At 72.3% G+C, this 19,288-nt stretch carries 14 protein-coding genes; 8 read left to right on the top strand and 6 right to left on the bottom strand.

Annotated features, from left to right (window positions below):
• Nucleotides 1–642: 642 nt before the first annotated feature.
• The 3 genes from AOK03_RS31175 (at nt 643) to AOK03_RS31185 (ending at nt 6,411) form a co-directional block, all read left to right on the top strand.
• Nucleotides 643–2,700 (top strand): phosphocholine-specific phospholipase C, encoded by a 2,058-nt coding sequence (locus tag AOK03_RS31175; protein WP_055568721.1) that lies wholly within the window; start codon nt 643–645, stop codon nt 2,698–2,700.
• Nucleotides 2,701–2,806: 106 nt separating this feature from the next.
• Complete coding sequence (valS, locus tag AOK03_RS31180; RefSeq protein ID WP_055568722.1) at nt 2,807–5,356, top strand: valine--tRNA ligase; 2,550 nt, start codon at nt 2,807–2,809, stop codon at nt 5,354–5,356.
• A gap of 86 nt (nt 5,357–5,442) precedes the next feature.
• The gene (locus tag AOK03_RS31185) at nt 5,443–6,411 is read left to right on the top strand and encodes an LURP-one-related family protein (RefSeq protein ID WP_055568723.1); all 969 of its coding nucleotides are present in this window, start codon (nt 5,443–5,445) and stop codon (nt 6,409–6,411) included.
• Nucleotides 6,412–6,477: 66 nt separating this feature from the next.
• On the opposite strand, the gene AOK03_RS31190 is transcribed toward AOK03_RS31185, so the two are convergent.
• A complete protein-coding gene (locus tag AOK03_RS31190; RefSeq protein ID WP_167355658.1) occupies nt 6,478–7,377 on the bottom strand; it encodes a DMT family transporter in 900 nt (299 codons plus the stop codon).
• Nucleotides 7,374–8,165 carry a phosphatase PAP2 family protein gene (locus tag AOK03_RS31195; protein WP_055568724.1) on the bottom strand — a complete coding sequence of 264 codons (792 nt, stop codon included), beginning with the start codon at nt 8,163–8,165 and terminating at the stop codon, nt 7,374–7,376. Before AOK03_RS31195 ends, AOK03_RS31190 begins: the two co-directional genes overlap by 4 nt.
• A gap of 160 nt (nt 8,166–8,325) precedes the next feature.
• On the opposite strand from AOK03_RS31195, the gene AOK03_RS31200 reads away from it, so the two are divergent.
• Nucleotides 8,326–8,910 carry a TetR/AcrR family transcriptional regulator gene (locus AOK03_RS31200; protein WP_055568725.1) on the top strand — a complete coding sequence of 195 codons (585 nt, stop codon included), beginning with the start codon at nt 8,326–8,328 and terminating at the stop codon, nt 8,908–8,910.
• Between the two features lie 141 nt (nt 8,911–9,051).
• Here AOK03_RS31200 and AOK03_RS31205 read toward each other — a convergent pair whose 3' ends face one another.
• The 4 genes from AOK03_RS31205 to AOK03_RS31220 all read right to left on the bottom strand — a co-directional run bounded on the left by AOK03_RS31205 (nt 9,052) and on the right by AOK03_RS31220 (nt 13,615).
• Complete coding sequence (locus tag AOK03_RS31205; protein ID WP_055568726.1) at nt 9,052–10,002, bottom strand: DUF2510 domain-containing protein; 951 nt, start codon at nt 10,000–10,002, stop codon at nt 9,052–9,054.
• Nucleotides 10,003–10,101: 99 nt separating this feature from the next.
• Nucleotides 10,102–11,286 (bottom strand): anhydro-N-acetylmuramic acid kinase, encoded by a 1,185-nt coding sequence (locus AOK03_RS31210; RefSeq protein ID WP_055568727.1) that lies wholly within the window; start codon nt 11,284–11,286, stop codon nt 10,102–10,104.
• A gap of 152 nt (nt 11,287–11,438) precedes the next feature.
• On the bottom strand, nt 11,439–12,425 hold the full coding sequence (locus AOK03_RS31215; RefSeq protein ID WP_055568728.1) for an acyl-CoA dehydrogenase family protein: 987 nt from the start codon (nt 12,423–12,425) through the stop codon (nt 11,439–11,441).
• The gene (locus tag AOK03_RS31220) at nt 12,425–13,615 is read right to left on the bottom strand and encodes an acyl-CoA dehydrogenase family protein (protein WP_055568729.1); all 1,191 of its coding nucleotides are present in this window, start codon (nt 13,613–13,615) and stop codon (nt 12,425–12,427) included. The genes AOK03_RS31215 and AOK03_RS31220 overlap by 1 nt, the downstream gene beginning before the upstream one ends.
• A gap of 95 nt (nt 13,616–13,710) precedes the next feature.
• Between AOK03_RS31220 and AOK03_RS31225 the strand changes: the two genes are divergently transcribed.
• The 4 genes from AOK03_RS31225 to AOK03_RS31240 all read left to right on the top strand — a co-directional run bounded on the left by AOK03_RS31225 (nt 13,711) and on the right by AOK03_RS31240 (nt 19,203).
• Nucleotides 13,711–14,493: an SDR family oxidoreductase gene (locus AOK03_RS31225; protein WP_055568730.1), complete on the top strand. Its 783-nt coding sequence runs from the start codon at nt 13,711–13,713 to the stop codon at nt 14,491–14,493.
• A 120-nt stretch (nt 14,494–14,613) separates the two neighbouring features.
• A complete protein-coding gene (locus AOK03_RS31230) occupies nt 14,614–15,201 on the top strand; it encodes a TetR/AcrR family transcriptional regulator (protein ID WP_055568750.1) in 588 nt (195 codons plus the stop codon).
• Nucleotides 15,202–15,247: 46 nt separating this feature from the next.
• Nucleotides 15,248–16,405: an acetyl-CoA C-acetyltransferase gene (locus AOK03_RS31235; protein WP_055568731.1), complete on the top strand. Its 1,158-nt coding sequence runs from the start codon at nt 15,248–15,250 to the stop codon at nt 16,403–16,405.
• A gap of 149 nt (nt 16,406–16,554) precedes the next feature.
• The gene (locus AOK03_RS31240) at nt 16,555–19,203 is read left to right on the top strand and encodes an ATP-binding protein (RefSeq protein ID WP_055568732.1); all 2,649 of its coding nucleotides are present in this window, start codon (nt 16,555–16,557) and stop codon (nt 19,201–19,203) included.
• The last annotated feature ends 85 nt before the right edge of the window (nt 19,204–19,288 follow it).

The raw sequence follows: 19,288 nt of genomic DNA on the forward strand, positions 1-19,288 counted from the left end.
GGGCGGGGGTTCTCGCCTGGCGGGGCCAGGCGTACCTGGGGAATCAGCTTGTTCATGGCAGACCTCCCTCCGTGCGGGGCATGACGAGGCAGACCCGGGCACGAGGACGTGGATGTGTGAATGCGGGGTGAAGAAATCACCGGGGTGCCGAGGGCGAATTGCCGTCGGCGGACGGAGTTGTCGCCGCGCGGTCAGCGCGACGAGGAAAGAGAAACGGCGGCGGAAAGCGCCTCAGAAGCGGTGGAAAGCAGCCATCGGCTTCGGAAAGAGGTCATCGGCCACGAAAGAGGGCCGTCGGTCACGGAAGACGGCCATCGGCTGCGGAGGGCAGCCTCGTTGCGGATGCCTCAGTGAAGATCACCGCTGACGCAAGGACTTCCTTCGGGACTCATCCCGAACACCTCCTTGCGATCGCGGGACGGAGAAGAACGCACCACTGATCGGTGCACGGCCAAGTGAGTCATGCGTATTCCCATATGTCAAATGTGGGACTTTCGTCCTGAATGACCGGGACTTGTGTCCTGCCCACGAGGGGTTGGACTTCTCTTCACACGCCCGTCACAGCCCCTTCCGTATCGCTTGCTCCCCTTGGCACACTTCACCCCGCTCGCGTCCCCCACAAAACACGAGGTCGGAATAGTCATGCCTGAACTCAATCGGCGCCGCTTCATGCAGCTGGCCGGCGGCACCGCGACGTTCGCCATGCTCAACCAGAGCATCGCCCGCGCCGCGTCCCTTCCCGCCAGGCGCGCGTCCGGCACCATCAAGGACGTCGAGCACGTCGTGGTGCTCATGCAGGAGAACCGTTCTTTCGACCACTACTTCGGCAAGCTGAAGGGTGTCCGTGGCTTCGGCGACCCGCGCCCGGTGACGCTGCCGGGCGGCAAGCCGGTCTGGCAGCAGCCGAACGGCGGCAAGGACGTGCTGCCCTTCCACCCGGACGCCGAGAACCTCGGCATGCAGTTCATCGCGGGCCTCGACCACGACTGGGCCGGTGGCCACAAGGCGTTCAACAACGGCGCGTACGACCAGTGGATCCCCGCCAAGTCCGAGCGGACGATGGCCTATCTGGAGCGGAACGACATTCCGTTCCACTACGCGCTCGCCGACGCGTTCACGGTCTGCGACGACTACCACTGTTCGTTCATGGGCGCGACCGACCCCAACCGCTACTACATGCTCACGGGCCACGTCGGCAACGACGGCAAGGGCGGCGGCCCGGTCCTCGGCAACCAGGAGGCGGGGTACGACTGGACGACGTACGCCGAGCGCCTGGAGCAGGCGGGCGTGAGCTGGAAGGTCTACCAGGACATCGGTGACGGTCTGGACGCGGCCGGACACTGGGGCTGGATCGACGACGCCTACCGCGGCAACTACGGCGACAACTCGCTCCTCTACTTCAACAAGTACCGCAACGCCAAGGCCGGCGACCCGCTCTACGACAAGGCCCGCACCGGCACCAACGCCAAGGCGGGCGACGGCTACTTCGACCTCCTCAAGGCCGACGTGAAGGCCGACAAGCTCCCGCAGGTCTCCTACATCGCCGCCCCCGAGGCGTTCTGCGAGCACCCCAACTGGCCCGTGAACTACGGCGCCTGGTACATCGCGCAGGTCCTGGACGCACTCACCTCCAACCCCGAGGTGTGGGCGAAGACCGCGCTGTTCATCACCTACGACGAGAACGACGGCTACTTCGACCACATCGTCCCGCCGTACGTGCCCAAGGACGCCAACCAGGGCAAGTCCACCGTCGACACGACGCTCGACTACTACCCGGGCAGCGCGGGCTACGCGGCCGGGCACTACGGCCTCGGCCAGCGCGTCCCGATGATCGTCGTCTCGCCGTGGAGCACCGGCGGCTTCGTGAACTCCGAGGTCTTCGACCACACGTCGATCATCCGGTTCATGGAGACGCGCTTCGGCGTCAAGGAGCCCAACATCTCGCCGTGGCGCCGCGCGATCTGCGGCGACCTCACGTCCGCCTTCGACTTCAGCGGCAAGGACACCGACCCGGCGAAGCTCCCCGACACGGCCGCCTACGAGCCGCCGGACAAGGAGCGCCACCCCGACTACGTGCCGAAGGCGCCCGCGAACCCGGCGCTGCCCAAGCAGGAGTCCGGCTCCCGGCCCGCCCGCGCGCTGCCGTACGTCCCGCTGGTGGACGGTGCCGCGGACCCCGCCGCCGGAAAGTTCACGCTGACGTTCAGCGGCGGCGCCAAGGCGGGCGTCTGCTTCCACGTGCGCTCCGCCAACCGCACCGACGGCCCCTGGACGTACACCACGGAGGCGGGCAAGTCCCTCTCCGACACCTGGAACTCGAAGTACTCCAAGGACGCCTACGACCTCTCCGTCTTCGGCCCCAACGGCTTCCTGCGCACCTTCAAGGGCCCCGGCAAGCAGGCAGGACCCGAGGTGATCGCCCGCCACGACGGCACCACGGGCAACATCAAGCTGACCCTGAAGAACGCGGGCAGCGCCGATGTGAACCTGACGGTGACCAACGCCTACGGCGGCGCGGGTCAGACCTTCAAGGTCAAGGCCGGTTCCTCCGTGGAGCACACCGTCGACCTGCGGGCGAGCAAGCGCTGGTACGACCTGACGGTGAAGTCCGACGCCGATGCCGGGTTCCTGCGGCGGTTCGCCGGTCACGTGGAGACCGGCGCGGTGGGCGTCAGCGACCCGGCGATCGCCACCGTCTGACCTGCGCCCCTTCCTTCCGGCGCCGCTCCCGCCCGCTCGCCCGGGCGGGAGCGGCGCCGGAAAAGGGGAGGCCCCGCGCCGGGGCCGGTGGATAGCATCCAGAGGCATGGCAGTCACCCATCGCCGTGCAGGCGCCCCCGAGAAGCCCGTCCTCGACGGGCTCGAAGAGAAGTGGTCTCGGCGATGGGACGAGTCGGGCGTATTCGCCTTCGACCGCTCGAAGACCCGGGACGAGGTCTTCTCCATCGACACCCCGCCGCCCACCGTCAGCGGCTCGCTGCACGTCGGCCACGTCTTCTCGTACACGCACACCGACACCATCGCCCGCTTCCAGCGCATGCGCGGCAAGGAAGTCTTCTATCCCATGGGATGGGACGACAACGGGCTGCCGACGGAGCGCCGCGTCCAGCACCACTTCGGTGTCCGCTGCGACCCCGCTCTGCCGTACGACCCGGACTTCACCCCGCCGGAGAAGCCCGGCAAGCGGCAGCTGCCCGTCTCCCGGGGGAACTTCATCGAGCTGTGCGAGCGGCTCACCGCCGAGGACGAGAAGGTCTTCGAGGAGCTGTGGCGCCGCCTCGGCCTGTCCGTCGACTGGTCGCACAGCTACCAGACCATCGACGCCGAAGCCCGCGCCGCCTCGCAGCACGCGTTCCTGGAGAGCCTCGAACGCGGTGACGCGTACGTCGCGCAGGCGCCCACCCTGTGGGACGTCACCTTCCGTACGGCGGTCGCGCAGGCCGAGCTGGAGGACAGGGAGCGGACCTCCGCGTACCACCGGCTCGCCTTCCGCGCCGACAGCGGCCGCACCGTCCTGGTCGACACCACCCGGCCCGAACTCCTGCCCGCCTGCGTCGCATTGGTCGCCCACCCGGACGACGAGCGCTATCAGGACCTGTTCGGCACGACGGTCCGCACCCCGCTCTTCGGCGTCGAGGTCCCCGTCGTCCGTCATCCCCTCGCGATGCCGGACAAGGGCACCGGCCTCGCCATGATCTGCACGTTCGGCGACACCACCGACGTGACGTGGTGGCGCGAGCTGCGGCTCGCCACCCGGCCGGTGATCGGCTGGGACGGGCGGGTCCTCGCCGATCCACCGCCCGGCATCGAGACCCCGGCGGCCGTCGCGGCGTACGCGGAACTGGCGGGTGCCACGGCGCACACCGCCCGCGAGCGCATCGTCGAGCTGCTGCGCGAGGACCGCGACCTGGTCGGCGAGCCGCGCCCCGTCACCCACGCGGTGAAGTTCTTCGAGAAGGGCGACAAGCCCCTGGAGATCGTCACCACCCGCCAGTGGTACGTCCGCAACGGCGGCCGGGACGCCGCGCTGCGCGAACGGCTCCTGGACCGGGGAACCGAGCTCACCTGGCATCCGGCGCACATGCTGGTCCGCTACGAGAACTGGGTCGGCGGCCTCAACGGCGACTGGCTGATCAGCCGCCAGCGGTTCTTCGGCGTGCCGATCCCCGTCTGGTACCCGCTGGACGCCGCCGGGCAGCCCGACCACGCCCGCCCCCTCGTCCCGGACCGGTCCGCCCTGCCCGTCGACCCGAGCGCGGACACCCCGCCCGGCTACGAGGCGGCGCAGCGCGGCGCGCCGCACGGCTTCACCGGCGACCCGGACGTCATGGACACCTGGGCCACCTCGTCACTCACCCCGCAGATCGCCGGGAAGTGGCGCTCCGACCCCGACCTGTTCGCGCGGGTCTTCCCCATGGACCTGCGCCCCCAGTCCCACGAGATCATCCGCACCTGGCTGTTCGCCACGGTCCTGCGCGCCCACACCGGGCACGACGCGCTGCCCTGGCGGCACGCGGCGATCTCCGGCTGGATCCTGGACCCCGACCGCAAGAAGATGTCGAAGACCAAGGGCAACGTGGTCACGCCCGGCCACCTCCTGGAGCAGTACGGCTCGGACGCGGTCCGCTACTGGGCGGCGAGCGGCCGCCCCGGCACGGACACGGCGTTCGACGTCGGCCAGATGAAGATCGGCCGCCGTCTCGCCATGAAGCTGCTGAACGTCGGCAAGTTCGTCCTGAGCCTCGGCGACGCGGCACCGGAGTCCGCCGTCACGCAGCCGCTGGACCGGGCGCTCCTCGCCGCGCTGGCGTCGACGGTCGACGAGGCCACCGCCGCCTTCGAGGCCTTCGACTACGCCCGCGCCCTGGAGCGCACGGAACAGTTCTTCTGGCACTTCTGCGACGACTACGTCGAACTGGTCAAGGCCCGTGCGTACGGCGACCACGGCGACGCGGCCGCCACGGAGTCCGCACGGGCGGCGCTGCGCACGGCGCTCGACGTCCTGCTGCGGCTGTTCGCGCCGGTCCTGCCGTTCGTCACGGAGGAGGTCCGGTCGTGGTGGCAGGAGGGCTCGGTCCACCGCGCGGCCTGGCCGAGCGGCTCGGAGGTGCGGCGGTACGCGGGCGACGCGGAGGTCCTGGCCACGGCGTCGGAGGCCATCGCCGCCGTCCGCAGGGCCAAGTCGCGGGCGCGTCTGTCGATGCGTGCGGAGGTCGCCGGGGCGACGGTCACGGCACCGCGCGCGGTCCTGGACCGCTTCGCGTCGGCCGAGGGCGACGTGCGGGCGGCGGGCAGGATCGGCGCGGTGGAGCTGCGGGAGGCGGAGGGCGCCCTGGCGGTGGAGGTCGCCTTCTGAGCGTGCCGGTGCCGTGGGTGAGTCGGAGGTCACAACGGCGCAAGGGACTGGCGGGCGGCCCATACGCGGGGGGTAGGGTCACCCGGGTGACAACGCATTCGAACACTCCTGCAGGCTGGTACCCGGACCCGCACGGCGCGCCCCAGCTGCTGCGCTGGTGGGACGGCTCCCAGTGGACGGACCACACCAACCCGGCCCCGCAGGGCGGCCAGCAGCAGGCCCAGGCCCAGCAGGCCCAGGCCCAGGCCCAGGCCCAGGCCCAGCAGGTCCCGCAGCAGGCGCAGGCCCCGGCCGCCCAGCAGCAGGGCCAGTTCGGCCAGCCGCAGACGCACGCGCTGCAGGGGCAGTTCGGCCAGCCGCAGGCGGCCCCGCAGGCCGCGCCCGCGGCCGACCCGGCCAAGGTGCAGCGCCAGGTGCAGCAGCAGGCCGGCGTCGCGCCGTCCGCGCAGGGCGGCGGCACGCTGTTCACGGAGCCGGTCCTGGTCGTGAACCAGAAGGCCAAGCTCATCGAGCTGACGAACGAGTACAGCGTCATGGACCAGTCGGGCAACACGCTCGGCTCGGTCGTCCAGGTCGGCCAGAGCACGCTGAAGAAGGTCGCCCGCTTCGTCTCCAGCGTCGACCAGTTCATGACGCACAAGCTGGAGATCCGCGACGCCTACGGCCAGCCGCAGATGATGCTGACCCGCCCCCGCAAGTTCATGAAGTCGCGGGTCATCGTCGAGCGCGCGGACGGCCAGCCCATCGGCGAGATCGTCCAGCAGAACATGATCGGCAAGATCAACTTCGGCATGATGGTGAACGGCCAGCAGGTCGGCGCGATCAAGGCGGAGAACTGGCGCGCCTGGAACTTCTCGATCGTCGACCACGCGGACAACGAGGTCGCCCGGATCACGAAGACCTGGGAAGGCCTCGCCAAGACGATGTTCACGACGGCGGACAACTACGTCCTGCAGATCCACTACCAGCTGCCCGAGCCGCTCCTGAGCCTCGTGGTCGCGACGGCCCTGACCGTCGACACGGCCCTGAAGCAGGACGCCCGCGGCTTCGGCTGACCGACCCCGTCCCGTACGGGTACGGGTACGGGTCGGCCGACCGCCCCCCCCCGTGCCGTACGGGCGCTACGGCCGCGTCAGGTGCAGCGCCGGCGGTTCCACGGGCTGGCCCGGGATCGACGGCAGGAACTCCGGCGCGGCCTCGCGCGGCGACCGGGTGAGCACCACCACTCCGTACGCCGCCACCGCCGCGCCCGCCACGGCGAGGAGGATCCCGCCGACCCCGCCCTGGAGCCGCTCGCCGAGCAGCGCCACGCCGATGACGGATGCCGCCACGGGGTTGGCGAGCGTCACCACGGCGAGCGGGGCGCCGAGGCCGCCGCGGTAGGCGGTCTGGGAGAGCAGCAGGCCACCGGCGGCGAACGCCGCGACCAGCACCGCCACGATCACGACCTGCGGGCTGAACAACGGGCCCGACCGGTCCGTCACGGCGACCGTCACCGTCTGCGTGAGCGCCGACGCCACCCCGGAGGCGAAGCCGGACGCGGTCGCGTGCCGCAGCCCCGGCCGTGTGCCGGGCCGCGAGAGCACCCCGATGACAGCCATCGTCGCGGCGGCCACGACCAGCGCTTCCGGCACCGTCAGGGTGTCGTCCGGGGCCGGTCCCGAGGCGGTCAGCAGGAGGGCGCCGAGACCGATGAGGGTGAGTCCCGTGCCGCGCCACTCCAGGCGGGTCACGCGGCGGCCCGCGAGCCGGGCGCCGAGCGGCACGGCGGCGACGAGGGTGAGGGCGCCGAGCGGCTGGACCAGGGTGAGCGGGCCGTACTTCAGGGCCGCCACGTGCAGCAGCGCCGCGGAGGCGTTGAGTCCGACGGAGGACCACCAGGCGCCGCTGCCGAGCATCCGCAGGATCCCGCTCTCGCCCTCGTGGACGCGCGAGGCGAGCCGTTCCTGGGCGACCGCCGCGGCGGCGTACGCGGCCGCGGAGACGAGGGAGAGGGCGACGGCGAGCAGTGTGGCGCTCATCGGCCCGCCCCCGAGGTGATCAGTTCCGGTGCGGGCGCCGATCGGCGCACCACCCGCGAGCGGCCGGGGCGCGGCAGGCGGATCACCACGAGCGCGATGCCGAGGAGCGCGGCCGCCGCGATCGCGTCGAGCCAGTAGTGGTTGGCGGTGCCCACCACCACGAGCAGGGTCAGCAAGGGGTGCAGCAGCCACAGCCAGCGCCACCGCGACGAGGTGGCGACGATCATGCCGACGGCGAGCATCAGCGCCCAGCCGAAGTGCAGGGAGGGCATGGCGGCGAACTGGTTCGCCATGGTGTCGGTCGCGGGCTTTGCCGCGTACACCGAGGGTCCGTACACCTGCGCCGTGTCCACGAGGTGCGCGGCGTCCAGCATCCGCGGGGGAGCGAGCGGGAAGCCGAGGTGCAGCACGAGCGCGGCGGCGGTGAGCGCGGCGAGCACGCGGCGCGTCCATACGTAGTGCCGGGGCCTGCGCACGTACAGCCAGACCAGGAACAGCAGGGTCGCCGGGAAGTGCACGGTCGCGTAGTACGTGTTCGCGACGTGGATCAGCGTCTCGCTGCTGAGCAGGGCGTCCTGCACGGCGCCCTCGCCGGGCAGGTGCAGGGCGCGCTCGGCGTCCCACACGCCGTGCGCGTTGTCGAAGGCCTCGCCGGTGTGGCCGTTGGCGAGCCGCCTGCCGAATTTGTAGACGAGGAAGAGTCCTACGACGAGGAGGAGCTCGCGGACGAGGGGCGGTCGGACGGTTATGTCCGGCTCCCGTTCGGCAGGCTCGGTTCGGGATTCCATCCCCCGGCCCCTTTGCGTGATGACTGGGTAGTGCGGTGCTGAGCGAGGGATCGCCCCACTCATCGATACGCCAGTGTACCGATACGGAGGCGTACCGGTACACTGGCGTATCGAAAGGTGCCGACCGCGCAGGCCGGCCGCCGTACCCAGGAGAAGAGTCATGACGTCGACGTCGAACCGCTCGAAGATCACGCCGGAGCGTGAGCAGGAGTTCTACGACGCCGTCCTCGACCAGCTCCGCCAGTGCGGGTACGAGGCGCTGACCATGGAAGGCGTGGCCGCGCGCACGCGCTGCAGCAAGTCCACGCTCTACCGCCAGTGGAAGACCAAGCCCCAGTTCGTGGCCGCCGCGCTGCGTGCCAATCGCTGTGTGCGGTTCGCGGGCATCGACACCGGCAGCCTCGCCGGGGACCTGCGCGAGGCGGCCCGCGCGGCAGGCGAGCAGTCGGGGCGCGACACGATGCTGGTCCAGGCGCTCAGCCACGCGGTCCTGCAGGACGCGGACCTGCAGCGGGTGCTGCGCGAGACGCTGGTGGAGCCGGAGCTGCAGGCCATGGCCGCGATCATCCGGCGAGGCGTCGAGCGCGGCGAGATCGCCGAGGGACACCCGGCGGTGGAGTTCCTCTCGGTGCAGCTGTTCGGCGTGCTGCGCGCCCGGCCGATCCTGGAGGGGGCGTACGCCGACGAGGAGTACGTGACCCGCTTCGTGGAGGCCTGTGTGCTCCCCGCACTGGGCCTCACCTGATCGTGGGCCCGGATCCGTTGGATGACGGGAACCGGGCCCGCCCGCGCCGCACCGTGGGGACGGGGGCGGCGCGCACCCCCGGGCCGGGCGGTGTTCCTCCTGAGCGGCGAGGAACCCCGCCCGGCCCCGCTGTGTGCGGAGCTACACGTCCTGCCCGTTTCCGCCGCCGCTCTCGCCGACGGGACCGGCCTTGATGCCCTTCGCGATCCGGTCCATGGAGGACTGCGACGGGGCCTTGTCGTTGACGTCGATGCCCATGCGGACGATGACGATCTTCGACTTGTCGGCGGGGGACGGGAAGGCGAGCGACTCGACGTAGCCGTCGTCGCTCTTCTCCGTGACGGCCTTCCAGCGGACGTAGTAGCCCTTCTGCCCCGCCACGGTGACGGACTCGGAGGCCAGCACCTTGTGCGAGGTGATCTTGCCGTAGGTCTTGCCGCCGTATCCGGCCTCGGCGTTCTTCTTGATGTCCGCCTTGGCCGCCGCCTCCGGCGTCCCGGCGTCGATCTTCAGCTGCTCGGCCGACTGCGAGAAGGCGCTGCCGCGGGTGCACTGTTCCTTCTCGTTGCCGGGGCAGGGGATCGGGTCCGTCTGCACCCCGGCGCCGTACTGCGTGCTCCCGCCCTGCCAGCCGTCCGGCACGGGAATCTTGATCCCGTTCACCACGTCACTGGCGAAGCCCGGTTCCTGCTCCGGGGCCTGCGGGTCGGGCGCGCCCGGCGAACGGGGCGCCCGGGGCGACTCCGGGGAGCCCGGGTCCTGCGGGACCCCGGCCGACGGCTCCTTGACCGCGGAGCCGCCGCCGTCACCGTCGTCGTCCGAGGTGAGGGCGTACACGCCCCCGCCTATGCCGGCCAGGACGACGAGGACCACGCCCGCGGCTATCGCCACGCGCAGCTTGCGGCGCGGGGCGGGGGCCGGGGGCTGGCCGGGGTACGCCGGAAAGACCGGCTGGGTCGGGTGTGCCGCGGTGCCGCCTGCCGCACGCACCTGGTCCGTCCACGCGGTCCCGTCCCACCAGCGCTCGGTGGGAGGACCGTCGGCGGTCCGGCCGGGGTCGGGGTACCAGCCCGGGGGAGTCATCTGGGTCATGGCCGTCAGCGTATGAGCCCCGCGTGAAAGGCGGATGAGAGGGGCCGCCTCAATCCGGCCCTCTCCACCGGTCCTGGACCGGCCCCGCGGGTCGGCGCGTTACCGGCCCGCGTTCTCATGGCCGTTGACGACGAGTCGCACCGGCCCCGGGGCCCCCTCCGGCATCCGCGGCCACTGCGTCCCCGGCCCTCCCGGAGTGATGGAGCCCAGCACGCTGGCGTGCCGGGCGCCCGTGCTCGCGGGGACGGTGCCGGGAAGCCCGTGCAGGGTCAGGAAACCGAGCACGGCGAAGGCGTACGCCTCCTTCGCGGCGGAGGGCAGGCCCAGCTCGCCGGAGGTGCGCAGCGGTAGTCCGTCGCCCAACTCCGCGCGCAGGAAGCCCATCAGTACCGGATTCTGCGTCCCGCCACCGGAGGCGATGACCTCGGAGGCCCCCACCGAGCGGACCGCATCGGCGACCGTGCGGGCGGTGAGGCGGGTGAGGGTGGCGACGACGTCCTCGGCGGGCAGTGCCTCGTACCCCTTCAACGCCGTACGCAGATACGGCAGGTGGAAGAGTTCCTTGCCCGTCGTCTTCGGCGCGGGCAGGGCGTAGTAGGGCTCGTCCAGGAGGCGGTTGAGGAGTCCCTCGTCGACCGTGCCGCGGGCGGCCAGTTCGCCGTCCAGGTCGTACGCGAGGCGGCCGTCCGTCGCCTCGTGCACCGCGGCGTCCACGAGGGCGTTGGCGGGTCCCGTGTCGAAGGCGGTGCCGTCGGCCGCGGTGATGTTGGCGATGCCGCCGAGGTTCAGCGCGGCGGGAGTGCCGGGCCTGCCGCGCAGCCACATCCGGTCCACCAGGCTGACCAGGGGCGCGCCCTGGCCGCCCGCCGCGATGTCGCGGGGGCGGAAGTCGGAGACCACCGGCAGGCCGGTCGCCTCGGCGATCCATGCGGGCTGCCCGATCTGCAGCGTGCCGTGCACCTGGCCGCCCTCCACCCAGTGGTAGACGGTCTGCCCGTGCGAGGCGACCAGCTCGGCCCGCCCGTCGCACAGCTCGCGGTCCGCCTCGACCGCGGCGGCGGCGAACGCCCGCCCGATGGCCGTGTCCAGGCGGCAGACCTCGGCGAGGGAGGTGGCGGCGGGCGGCAGCGCGGCCGCGAGCCCGGCGCGCAGCCCTTCGTCGTACCCCCTGCTGATCAGCCCGAGGGGGGTGAGCGTCAGACGGTCGCTGTCGAGCGTCAGATCGGCGGCTGCCGCGTCGATCGCGTCGTACGAGGTCCCTGACATGAGCCCGATCACGCGCACGTGGGGCCTCCTTCTCGGTCGGCACACCAATGAGCTTGATCATTGCATCCCGGGGGCCGCGGGCGACTCGTGTTCCCGTAAACGCGGCACGGGGTGCAGCGCGTGCCGGTGCCGCTGCGCCCGGCGCTGGGGCGCACGCACGCGCGGGCGCGTCACTCGCGCGCCGCGAGGACCCGCTCCCGCCACACCCCCGGATCCCCCCAGGCGCCCCGCAGCGCCCGCGCCTTGGTGAGCCACAGGGACAGGTCGAACTCCGCCGTGTACCCGATCGCCCCGTGCAGTTGGAGCGCGGCACGGGCCGCCCCGTACGCGGACTCGCCCGCCGACACCTTGGCCGCGGCGACATCGCCCGGCGCCAGGGTCGTCGCGGCGCCGAACACCAGCGGCCGCGTGAACTCCAGGCGCACCAGCACATCCGCGAGCCGGTGCTTCACGGCCTGGAACGTCCCGATCGGCGCCCCGAACTGGGCGCGCTGCTTCGCGTACGCGACGGTCCTGTCGAGAAGCGCGAGGCCGACGCCCAGCGACTGCGCGGCCGTGGCGAGCGCCGCCCAGGCGGTCGCGTGCCGCGCCGCCGCGGTGACGGCGGGCCCCGAGGCGAGCAGCTCCCCGCCGGGCAGCGGGGCGGCGAGGCGCCGCGCGGGGTCCAGGGACCGGCGCACGCGGGCGTGCCCGGGGGCGAGCCGCAGCTCACCGTCGACCGCGGTCAGGACCAGGTCCGCGGCGTCCGCGTCCAGCGCGAGCGGACCGCTCTGCGGCAACGTCAGCGTCGCGCTCGCGGCGCCCGACGCCAGCGAGGGCAGGAAGCGCTTGGCAGGCTCCCGCTCGCCCGCCTCGGCCAGCTGGGCCAGGAGTACGGCGGCCGCCACCGTTTCGACGACCGGTCCCGGCACTGCGTGCCGCCCCAGCTCCACGAAGGCGACGGCCGTCTCCACGGACAACGGCCCCACGCCCTCGTACTCCTCCGGGACCGGCAGCGCGAAGACGCCCGCGTCCGCGAGCCGCGCCCACACGGCCCGCCCCGGCCCGTGCTCGCCGGCGCCCCACGCGCGCGCGGCCGCCACCGTGTCCGCCGCCGTCAGCATCGCGTCCAGGGACCGCGCGAACTCCCGCTGCTCGTCGTCGAGGAGGAACCTCATCAGCGGCGTCCCTTCGGCAGGCCGAGCAGCCGCTCGGCGATGATGTCGCGCTGGATCTCGTTCGTGCCCGCGTAGATGGGACCGGCGAGCGAGAACACGTACCCCTCCGTCCAGTCGGGGCCGTCCGCGGGGGAGCCGTCGAGCAGCTCGCCGTCCGGGCCGAGCAGGTCGAGTGCCGTCTCGTGCAGTGCGATGTCGTACTCCGACCAGAAGACCTTGTTCAGGCTGGACTCGGCGCCGATCGTCCCGCCGGCCGTGAACCGCGAGGCGTTGGCCCAGGTGAACAACTCGTAGGCACGGGCCCCGATGACGGCGTCGGCGACCCGGTCGCGCAGCGCCGTGTCGGCCGTGTCGGTCCGGGCGCGCCACTGCCGCACCAGCCGGTCCGCGGCGGCGAGGAAGCGGCCGGGGGAGCGCAGCGTCAGGCCGCGTTCGTTGCCCGTGGTGGACATGGCGATCCGCCAGCCCTGCCCCGGCTCACCGATCACGTCCTCGTCCGGCACGAAGACGTCGTCCAGGAAGAGCTCGGCGAAGGCGGGCTTGCCGTCCAGGCGCCCGACGGGACGGACCGTCACCCCGTCCGCGTCGAGCGGGAACATCAGGTACGTCAGGCCGTGGTGCGGCTTCGCCGGACGGTCCGCGGCGGTCCCGTGCGGCTCGCCCGGCCCGCTGCGGAACAGGCCGAACGCACGGTCCGCGAACGCGGCCCGCGACGACCACGTCTTCTGGCCGCTGAGCAGCCAACCCCCGTCCGTGCGCCGGGCGGTGGAGCGCAGGGACGCCAGGTCGGAGCCGGACTCGGGCTCCGACCAGGCCTGGGCCCAGATCACCTCGCCCGTCGCCATGGCGGGCAGCACCCGTGCGCGCTGCTCCTCGGTGCCGAAGTCGAAGAGGGTGGGCGCGAGGAGGTTGATGCCGTTCTGCGAGACGCGGCCGGGTGCCCCCGCCGCGTAGTACTCCTCCTCGAACACCAGCCACTTGACGATGTCGGCGCCCTGTCCGCCGTACTCCTCGGGCCAGGACACCACCGACCAGCGGTCGGCCGCGAGCTCCCGCTCCCACGCGCGATGGGCCGTGAAACCCTCCGCGGTCTCCAGTGAAGGCAGCGGGCGGGGCGGCACGTGCGCGGCGAGCCAGTCGCGCGCCCGCTGCCTGAACTCCGCTTCCTCCGGGGTGAATTCGAGGTCCATCCGTGGCCCACCAGCCCTTCCCTAACAAGTGTTTGGTAGATTAGCCTGAAGGGCGTACGCAGTCGAGGGTCCGAGACCGGAATCGGGGGCCGCCCGTGCACGCACCCGCCTATGTGCCCGCACACGACCTGCTCGCGGGCCGCACCGCCGTGATCACGGCAGCCGCCGGAGCGGGCATCGGCGGCGCCACCGCACGCCGCTTCCTGGAGGAGGGCGCACGGATCGTCATCGGCGACGCCCACGCCCGGCGCACCAAGGAGTCGGTGGCCGCGCTCGCCGAGGAGTTCGGCGCCGACCGGATCGACGGCATCCCCTGCGACGTCACGGACGCGGCGCAGATCGAGGCGCTGTTCGACCTGGCGGAGCGGCGCCACGGTCACCTCGACGTGGTGGTGAACAACGCCGGTCTCGGCGGCACCGCCGAGCTCACCGAGATGACCGACGAGCAGTGGGACAAGGTCGTCGACGTCACGCTGAACGGCACCTTCCGCTCCACCCGCGCCGCCCTGCGCCGCATGCGGGCCGCCGGCCGGGGCGGCGCGATCGTGAACAACGCCTCGGTGCTCGGCTGGCGCGCCCAGGCGGGCCAGGCGCACTACGCCGCGGCGAAGGCGGGCGTCATGGCCCTCACGCGCTGCGCGGCCATCGAAGCGGCTCCCCACGGCATCCGGGTCAACGCGGTCTCGCCGAGCCTCGCCCTGCACCCCCACCTCGCGAAGGTCACCTCGCCCGAGCTCCTCGAAGAGCTCACCGCGCGCGAGGCGTTCGGGCGCCACGCCGAGCCCTGGGAGATCGCCAACGTCATCGTCTTCCTGGCCAGCGGCTACTCCTCGTACATGACGGGCGAGACGGTCTCGGTCAGCAGCCAGCACGCCTAGGCGGAGAATGACCGTGTGTCGAATCCGAAGCAGCACTCCAGCAACCCGAAGCAGCCCGTCGGCGGTGCGAAACAGTCCGTCGGCAGTGCGAAACAGCCCGCAGGCAAGAAGAAGTCCCAGGTGAGCCCCTCGCCCGAGCGCCGCCGCGAACTGCTCGGCATCGCCGCCGACGTCTTCGCGGAGCAGGGGTACAACGCGACCACGGTCCGCAAGATCGCCGACGCCGCCGGCATGCTCGCCGGCAGCCTCTACTACCACTTCGACTCCAAGGAGTCGATGCTCGAAGAGATCCTCCGCACCTTCCTCACCGAGCTGTGGGACGGGTACGACAGCGTGCTCCGGGCCCAGCTCGACCCCCGCGCCACGCTCGAAGCCCTCGTCACCGAGTCCTTCCGGGAGATCGACCGGCACCGCGCCGCCGTCGCGATCTACCAGAAGGAGTCCAGGCACCTCGTCGCCCAGCAGCGCTTCCAGTACCTGGCGGAATCGCAGCAGCGCTTCGAGAAGACCTGGCTGACGACCCTGGAGCGCGGCGTCGCGGAAGGCGTCTTCCGCGACGACCTGGACGTCCGCCTCGCCTACCGCTTCGTGCGCGACACCGTCTGGGTCGCCGCGTCCTGGTACCGCCCCGGCGGCGGCCACAGCCCCGAGGAGATCGCCCGCCAGTACCTGTCGATGGTCCTGGACGGCATCTCCGTACGCACGTAGCAGGCGCGTCGTCGCACGGCGCGCCACGACCGAGGAGTACGCAGTCATGGCCGAGGCCTACATCGTCGAAGCGGTCCGCACCCCCGTCGGCAGGCGCAAGGGAGGGCTCTCCCGGGTCCACCCCGCCGACCTGGGCGCCCATGTGCTCAAAGCGGTCGTCGAGCGCAGCGGAGTCGACCCCGCCGCCGTCGAGGACGTCGTCTTCGGCTGCCTGGACACGGTCGGACCGCAGGCCGGCGACATCGCCCGCACCAGCTGGCTGGCGGCCGGACTCCCCGAAGAGGTGCCCGGCGTGACGATCGACCGGCAGTGCGGATCGTCCCAGCAGGCCCTGCACTTCGCCGCGCAGGGCGTCCTGTCCGGCACCCAGGACCTCGTCGTCGCGGGCGGCACCCAGAACATGTCGATGATCCCCATCGCCTTCGCCTCCCGGCAGGCCGCCGAGCCCCTCGGCCTCACCCAGGGCCCCTACGCGGGCAGCGAGGGCTGGCGCGCCCGGTACGGCGACCTGCCCGTGAACCAGTTCCACGGCGCCCAGTTGATCGCCGAGAAGTGGGGCATATCCCGCCGTGACATGGAGGAGTTCGCGCTCCGCTCGCACCGGCGGGCCGTCCGTGCCATCGACGAGGGCCGCTTCGACCGCGAAATCGTCGCCTACGGAGACGTCACCACCGACGAGGGCCCCCGGCGCGACACCACCCTGGAGAAGATGGCGGGCCTCAAGCCCGTCCTCGACGACGGAACGATCACCGCCGCCTGCTCCTCGCAGGTCTCCGACGGCGCGGCGGCCCTGCTCATCGCGAGCGAACGGGCCGTACGGGAACACGGGTTGACCCCCCGCGCCCGCGTCCACCACCTCTCCGTACGCGGCGAGGACCCCATCCGGATGCTCTCCGCGCCCATCCCCGCCACCGCGCACGCCCTCAAGAAGACCGGCATGAACATCGCCGACATCGACCTCGTGGAGATCAACGAGGCGTTCGCCCCGGTCGCCCTGGCCTGGCTCCGGGAGACCGGCGCCGACCCGGAGAAAGTCAACGTCAACGGCGGTGCGATCGCACTCGGCCACCCCCTCGGCGCCACCGGCGTCAAGCTGATGACGACCCTCCTGCACGAACTGGAGCGCACCGGCGGCAGGTTCGGGCTCCAGACGATGTGCGAGGGCGGCGGCCAGGCCAACGTGACCATCGTCGAACGCCTCTGAAGGACCCGGCGACACGCACGGACCGCCCCCGGAGCGGCCTCTTCCTCACTCGATGCGGGAGTACCTGCCCCGACCGCGCTCCATGGCGGTCCCGACCCGGCTAGTCTCGACTTCTGTACGTCGATTGAGCGACCCCGGGAGGTAGCGCGATGACGCAGGGACGGCCCGGAGGAGCCGCCTGGGCCCCGCTGTGGGAGCGTGACGTCGAACTCGCCGCGGTGGCCCAGGCCGTCGACGAACTCTGTGCGGACTCGACGACGACGGGCGGCCTGCTCGCTTTCAGCGGCGAGGCCGGCATCGGCAAGACGGCGCTCCTCAACGAAGTGCGCCGCATGGCGGAGGGCCGCGCCACGGTCTGGTCCGCCCGGGGCGGCGAGACGGTCACCTCCGTCCCCTTCAACGTCGTGCGGCAACTGCTGCAGCCCGCACTCGTCCACCTCACCCCCGACGAGGCCCGCGACTACTTCGGCGACTGCTACGACATCGCGGGCCCCGCCCTCGGCATAGCCGAGCCCGGCGGACGCCAGGCCGACCCACAGGGCGTCTGCGACGGCCTCGTCGAAGCGGTCTCCCGACTCTCACGCCTGCACTGGCCCCTCGTCCTTCTCATCGACGACGCGCACTGGGCCGACCAGGAAACCCTGCACTGGCTGTCGGCGTTCGCCCAGCGCCTGGACGAGCTGCCCGTGCTCGTCGTGGTCGCCCGCAGGCCCGGCGAGGCCTCCGGGGACAGCGCACGCCACCTGGCGTCGGTCGCCGCGGAGGCCCGCTCGTTCAGCACCCTGCGCGCCCTCACCCCGGACGCCGCGGCGGGCCTGACCCGCGCGACGGTCGGCGAGCACGCCGACGCCCCGTTCTGCCGCGAGGTCTGGGCGGTCACCGGTGGCAATCCGTACGAATCGGTCGAGCTCCTCGCCAAGGTGCAGGACAGCGAACTCGAACCGGTCGAGAGCTCCGCCGACGAGCTGCGCGCCCTCAACCGCACGGCCCGCGGCCGCGGCCTCGTCGCCCGCCTCGAAGGTCTCGGCACCGACGCCACCCGCTTCGCCTGGGCCGCCGCCATCCTCGGCAGCGCCATCTCCGTCGACCTGGCAGGATCACTCGCCGGCATGACGCGCGACAGCGCCGAACGCTGCGCGGAGCGCCTGTGCACGGCGCGCATCCTGGGCAGCGGTGACGAGGGCCTGGAGTTCGTCCACCCCCTGATCGCCAGCACCGTCTACCGCTCCATCCCCGCGGCCACCCGCACCGCGATGCACGGCGTGGCCGCCGCGGTCATCACGCACGACGGCAGGGGCGCCGCGGCAGCCTCCCCGCACCTCCTCGAAGTCCACCCTGACGACGACCCCGAACTCGTCGAGCAGCTCCGCGAGGCCGCCGCCGAACACCTCGCCGTCGGCGCACCCGACGCGGCACGCCGCTGTCTGGAGCGGGCCCTGCGCGAGCCGCCGCTGCCCGAGATCCACGCCCGCGTGCTCTACGAACTCGGCTGCGCCACCATGCTGACCTCGCCCGCCACCACCATCAGGCACCTGCGCGAGGCCCTCTCGATGCGCGGCCTCGACCAGGACCTGCGCGTCGACGCGGTCTGCCGCCTGTCACAGGCCTTCGTCCACAACGACCAGTTGGAAGAGGGCCTGCGGGCCATCGCCGAGGAGGCGGGCAGGCTCGAACAGGGGCCCGCGCGGCTGCGCCTGCAAGCCGTGCACTACATGTGGGAGGGCATCCACGCGGGCGAGGAGGACTCGCCCGGACGGTCGCGGCGGCTCGCCGCGCTCGCCGGACCCCTCGCGGGCCGCGACAACGCCGAGCGCGCCCTGCTGATCCTGCGGGCCTTCGACGCCATGACCCGCGGCGAGAGCGCCGAACTGGTCGTCGAGCTCTGCGACCGCGCCCTCGTGAACGGCCGCCTCGCGCCCGGACTCGGCTGGACCGACACGGAATGGAGCTTCGAGCTCCGCCTGATGCTCGGCGGGTCGTACGCCTTCTCGGACCGTCTCGACCGCGCCGAGAGCCTGTTCACCGAGGCCGTGCGGGCCTACGAGACCGCGGGCTGGAGCGGCGGACACCTCGCCCTCTCGCACGCCTTCCTCGGCTATGTGTACCGCAGGCGCGGACGGCTGATGGACGCCGAGCGTTCGCTGCGCGAGAGCCTGCGCCTCGCCGACCGCGTCGGCCAGGGCCTGCCCATGCACTGGGAGGCGGCCAGCATGCTCATCGACACCCTGCTGGCCCGCGGGCACGTCACGGAGGCGGGCGCCGTCGCCGATCAGTACGGCTTCGCGCCGCCCTCCGCGTCCACGATCTACGTACCCGACGCGCCGTCCGTACGGGGCCGCCTCCTGCTCGCCCTCGGGCGCACGAAGGACGGGCTCAACGAACTCGAGGCCACGGCAAAGGCGTTGACCGCCCGCGGCCAGTACAACACCGTCCTCGCGCCGTGGGCGTACGACCTCGCCCGCGCGCTGGCCCACGAGGACCCCAGGCGGGCGGCGCACCTCGTCTCGGACGCCCGCAGGCAGGCCGAGCGATTCGGCACGGACACCGCGATCGGTGAGGCGCTGCGGTGCGCGGCCGCGCTGGAGACGGGGACGCGCGCGGTCGCGCTGTACCACAAGGCCGCCTCGTATCTGGAGGCCTCTCCCTGCGCGTACGAACACGCCGTCGCCCGCGTCGAGTACGGCATCGCGGCGGACTCCGTGCCGGAGCTGGAACGGGGTCTGACGCTGGCGCGGACGTGCGGGGCGGACGGGCTCGTGGATCGGGCGTTGGATCATCTGGGGCTGGTTCACCGCTGAGGCCGGCCCCTGGACCTTGGGCGGTGTGCTTTGGCGCCCGGCGCCGGGGTGCCGCCTCGGGGCTCTGCCCCGGACCCCGGTCCTC

It is taken from the genome of Streptomyces atriruber (genome assembly GCF_001418325.1).
GTDB classification, from domain to species: domain Bacteria; phylum Actinomycetota; class Actinomycetes; order Streptomycetales; family Streptomycetaceae; genus Streptomyces; species Streptomyces atriruber.

Excerpts from the sequence above, each read along its gene's own strand:
- AOK03_RS31175 (WP_055568721.1), top strand. The coding sequence starts at position 643 with ATGCCTGAACTCAATCGGCGCCGCTTCATGCAGCTGGCCGGCGGCACC.
- valS (WP_055568722.1), top strand. The coding sequence starts at position 2,807 with ATGGCAGTCACCCATCGCCGTGCAGGCGCCCCCGAGAAGCCCGTCCTC.
- AOK03_RS31190 (WP_167355658.1), bottom strand. The coding sequence starts at position 7,377 with ATGAGCGCCACACTGCTCGCCGTCGCCCTCTCCCTCGTCTCCGCGGCC.
- AOK03_RS31195 (WP_055568724.1), bottom strand. The coding sequence starts at position 8,165 with ATGGAATCCCGAACCGAGCCTGCCGAACGGGAGCCGGACATAACCGTC.
- AOK03_RS31200 (WP_055568725.1), top strand. The coding sequence starts at position 8,326 with ATGACGTCGACGTCGAACCGCTCGAAGATCACGCCGGAGCGTGAGCAG.
- AOK03_RS31205 (WP_055568726.1), bottom strand. The coding sequence starts at position 10,002 with ATGACCCAGATGACTCCCCCGGGCTGGTACCCCGACCCCGGCCGGACC.
- AOK03_RS31215 (WP_055568728.1), bottom strand. The coding sequence starts at position 12,425 with ATGAGGTTCCTCCTCGACGACGAGCAGCGGGAGTTCGCGCGGTCCCTG.
- AOK03_RS31220 (WP_055568729.1), bottom strand. The coding sequence starts at position 13,615 with ATGGACCTCGAATTCACCCCGGAGGAAGCGGAGTTCAGGCAGCGGGCG.
- AOK03_RS31235 (WP_055568731.1), top strand. The coding sequence starts at position 15,248 with ATGGCCGAGGCCTACATCGTCGAAGCGGTCCGCACCCCCGTCGGCAGG.
- AOK03_RS31240 (WP_055568732.1), top strand. The coding sequence starts at position 16,555 with ATGACGCAGGGACGGCCCGGAGGAGCCGCCTGGGCCCCGCTGTGGGAG.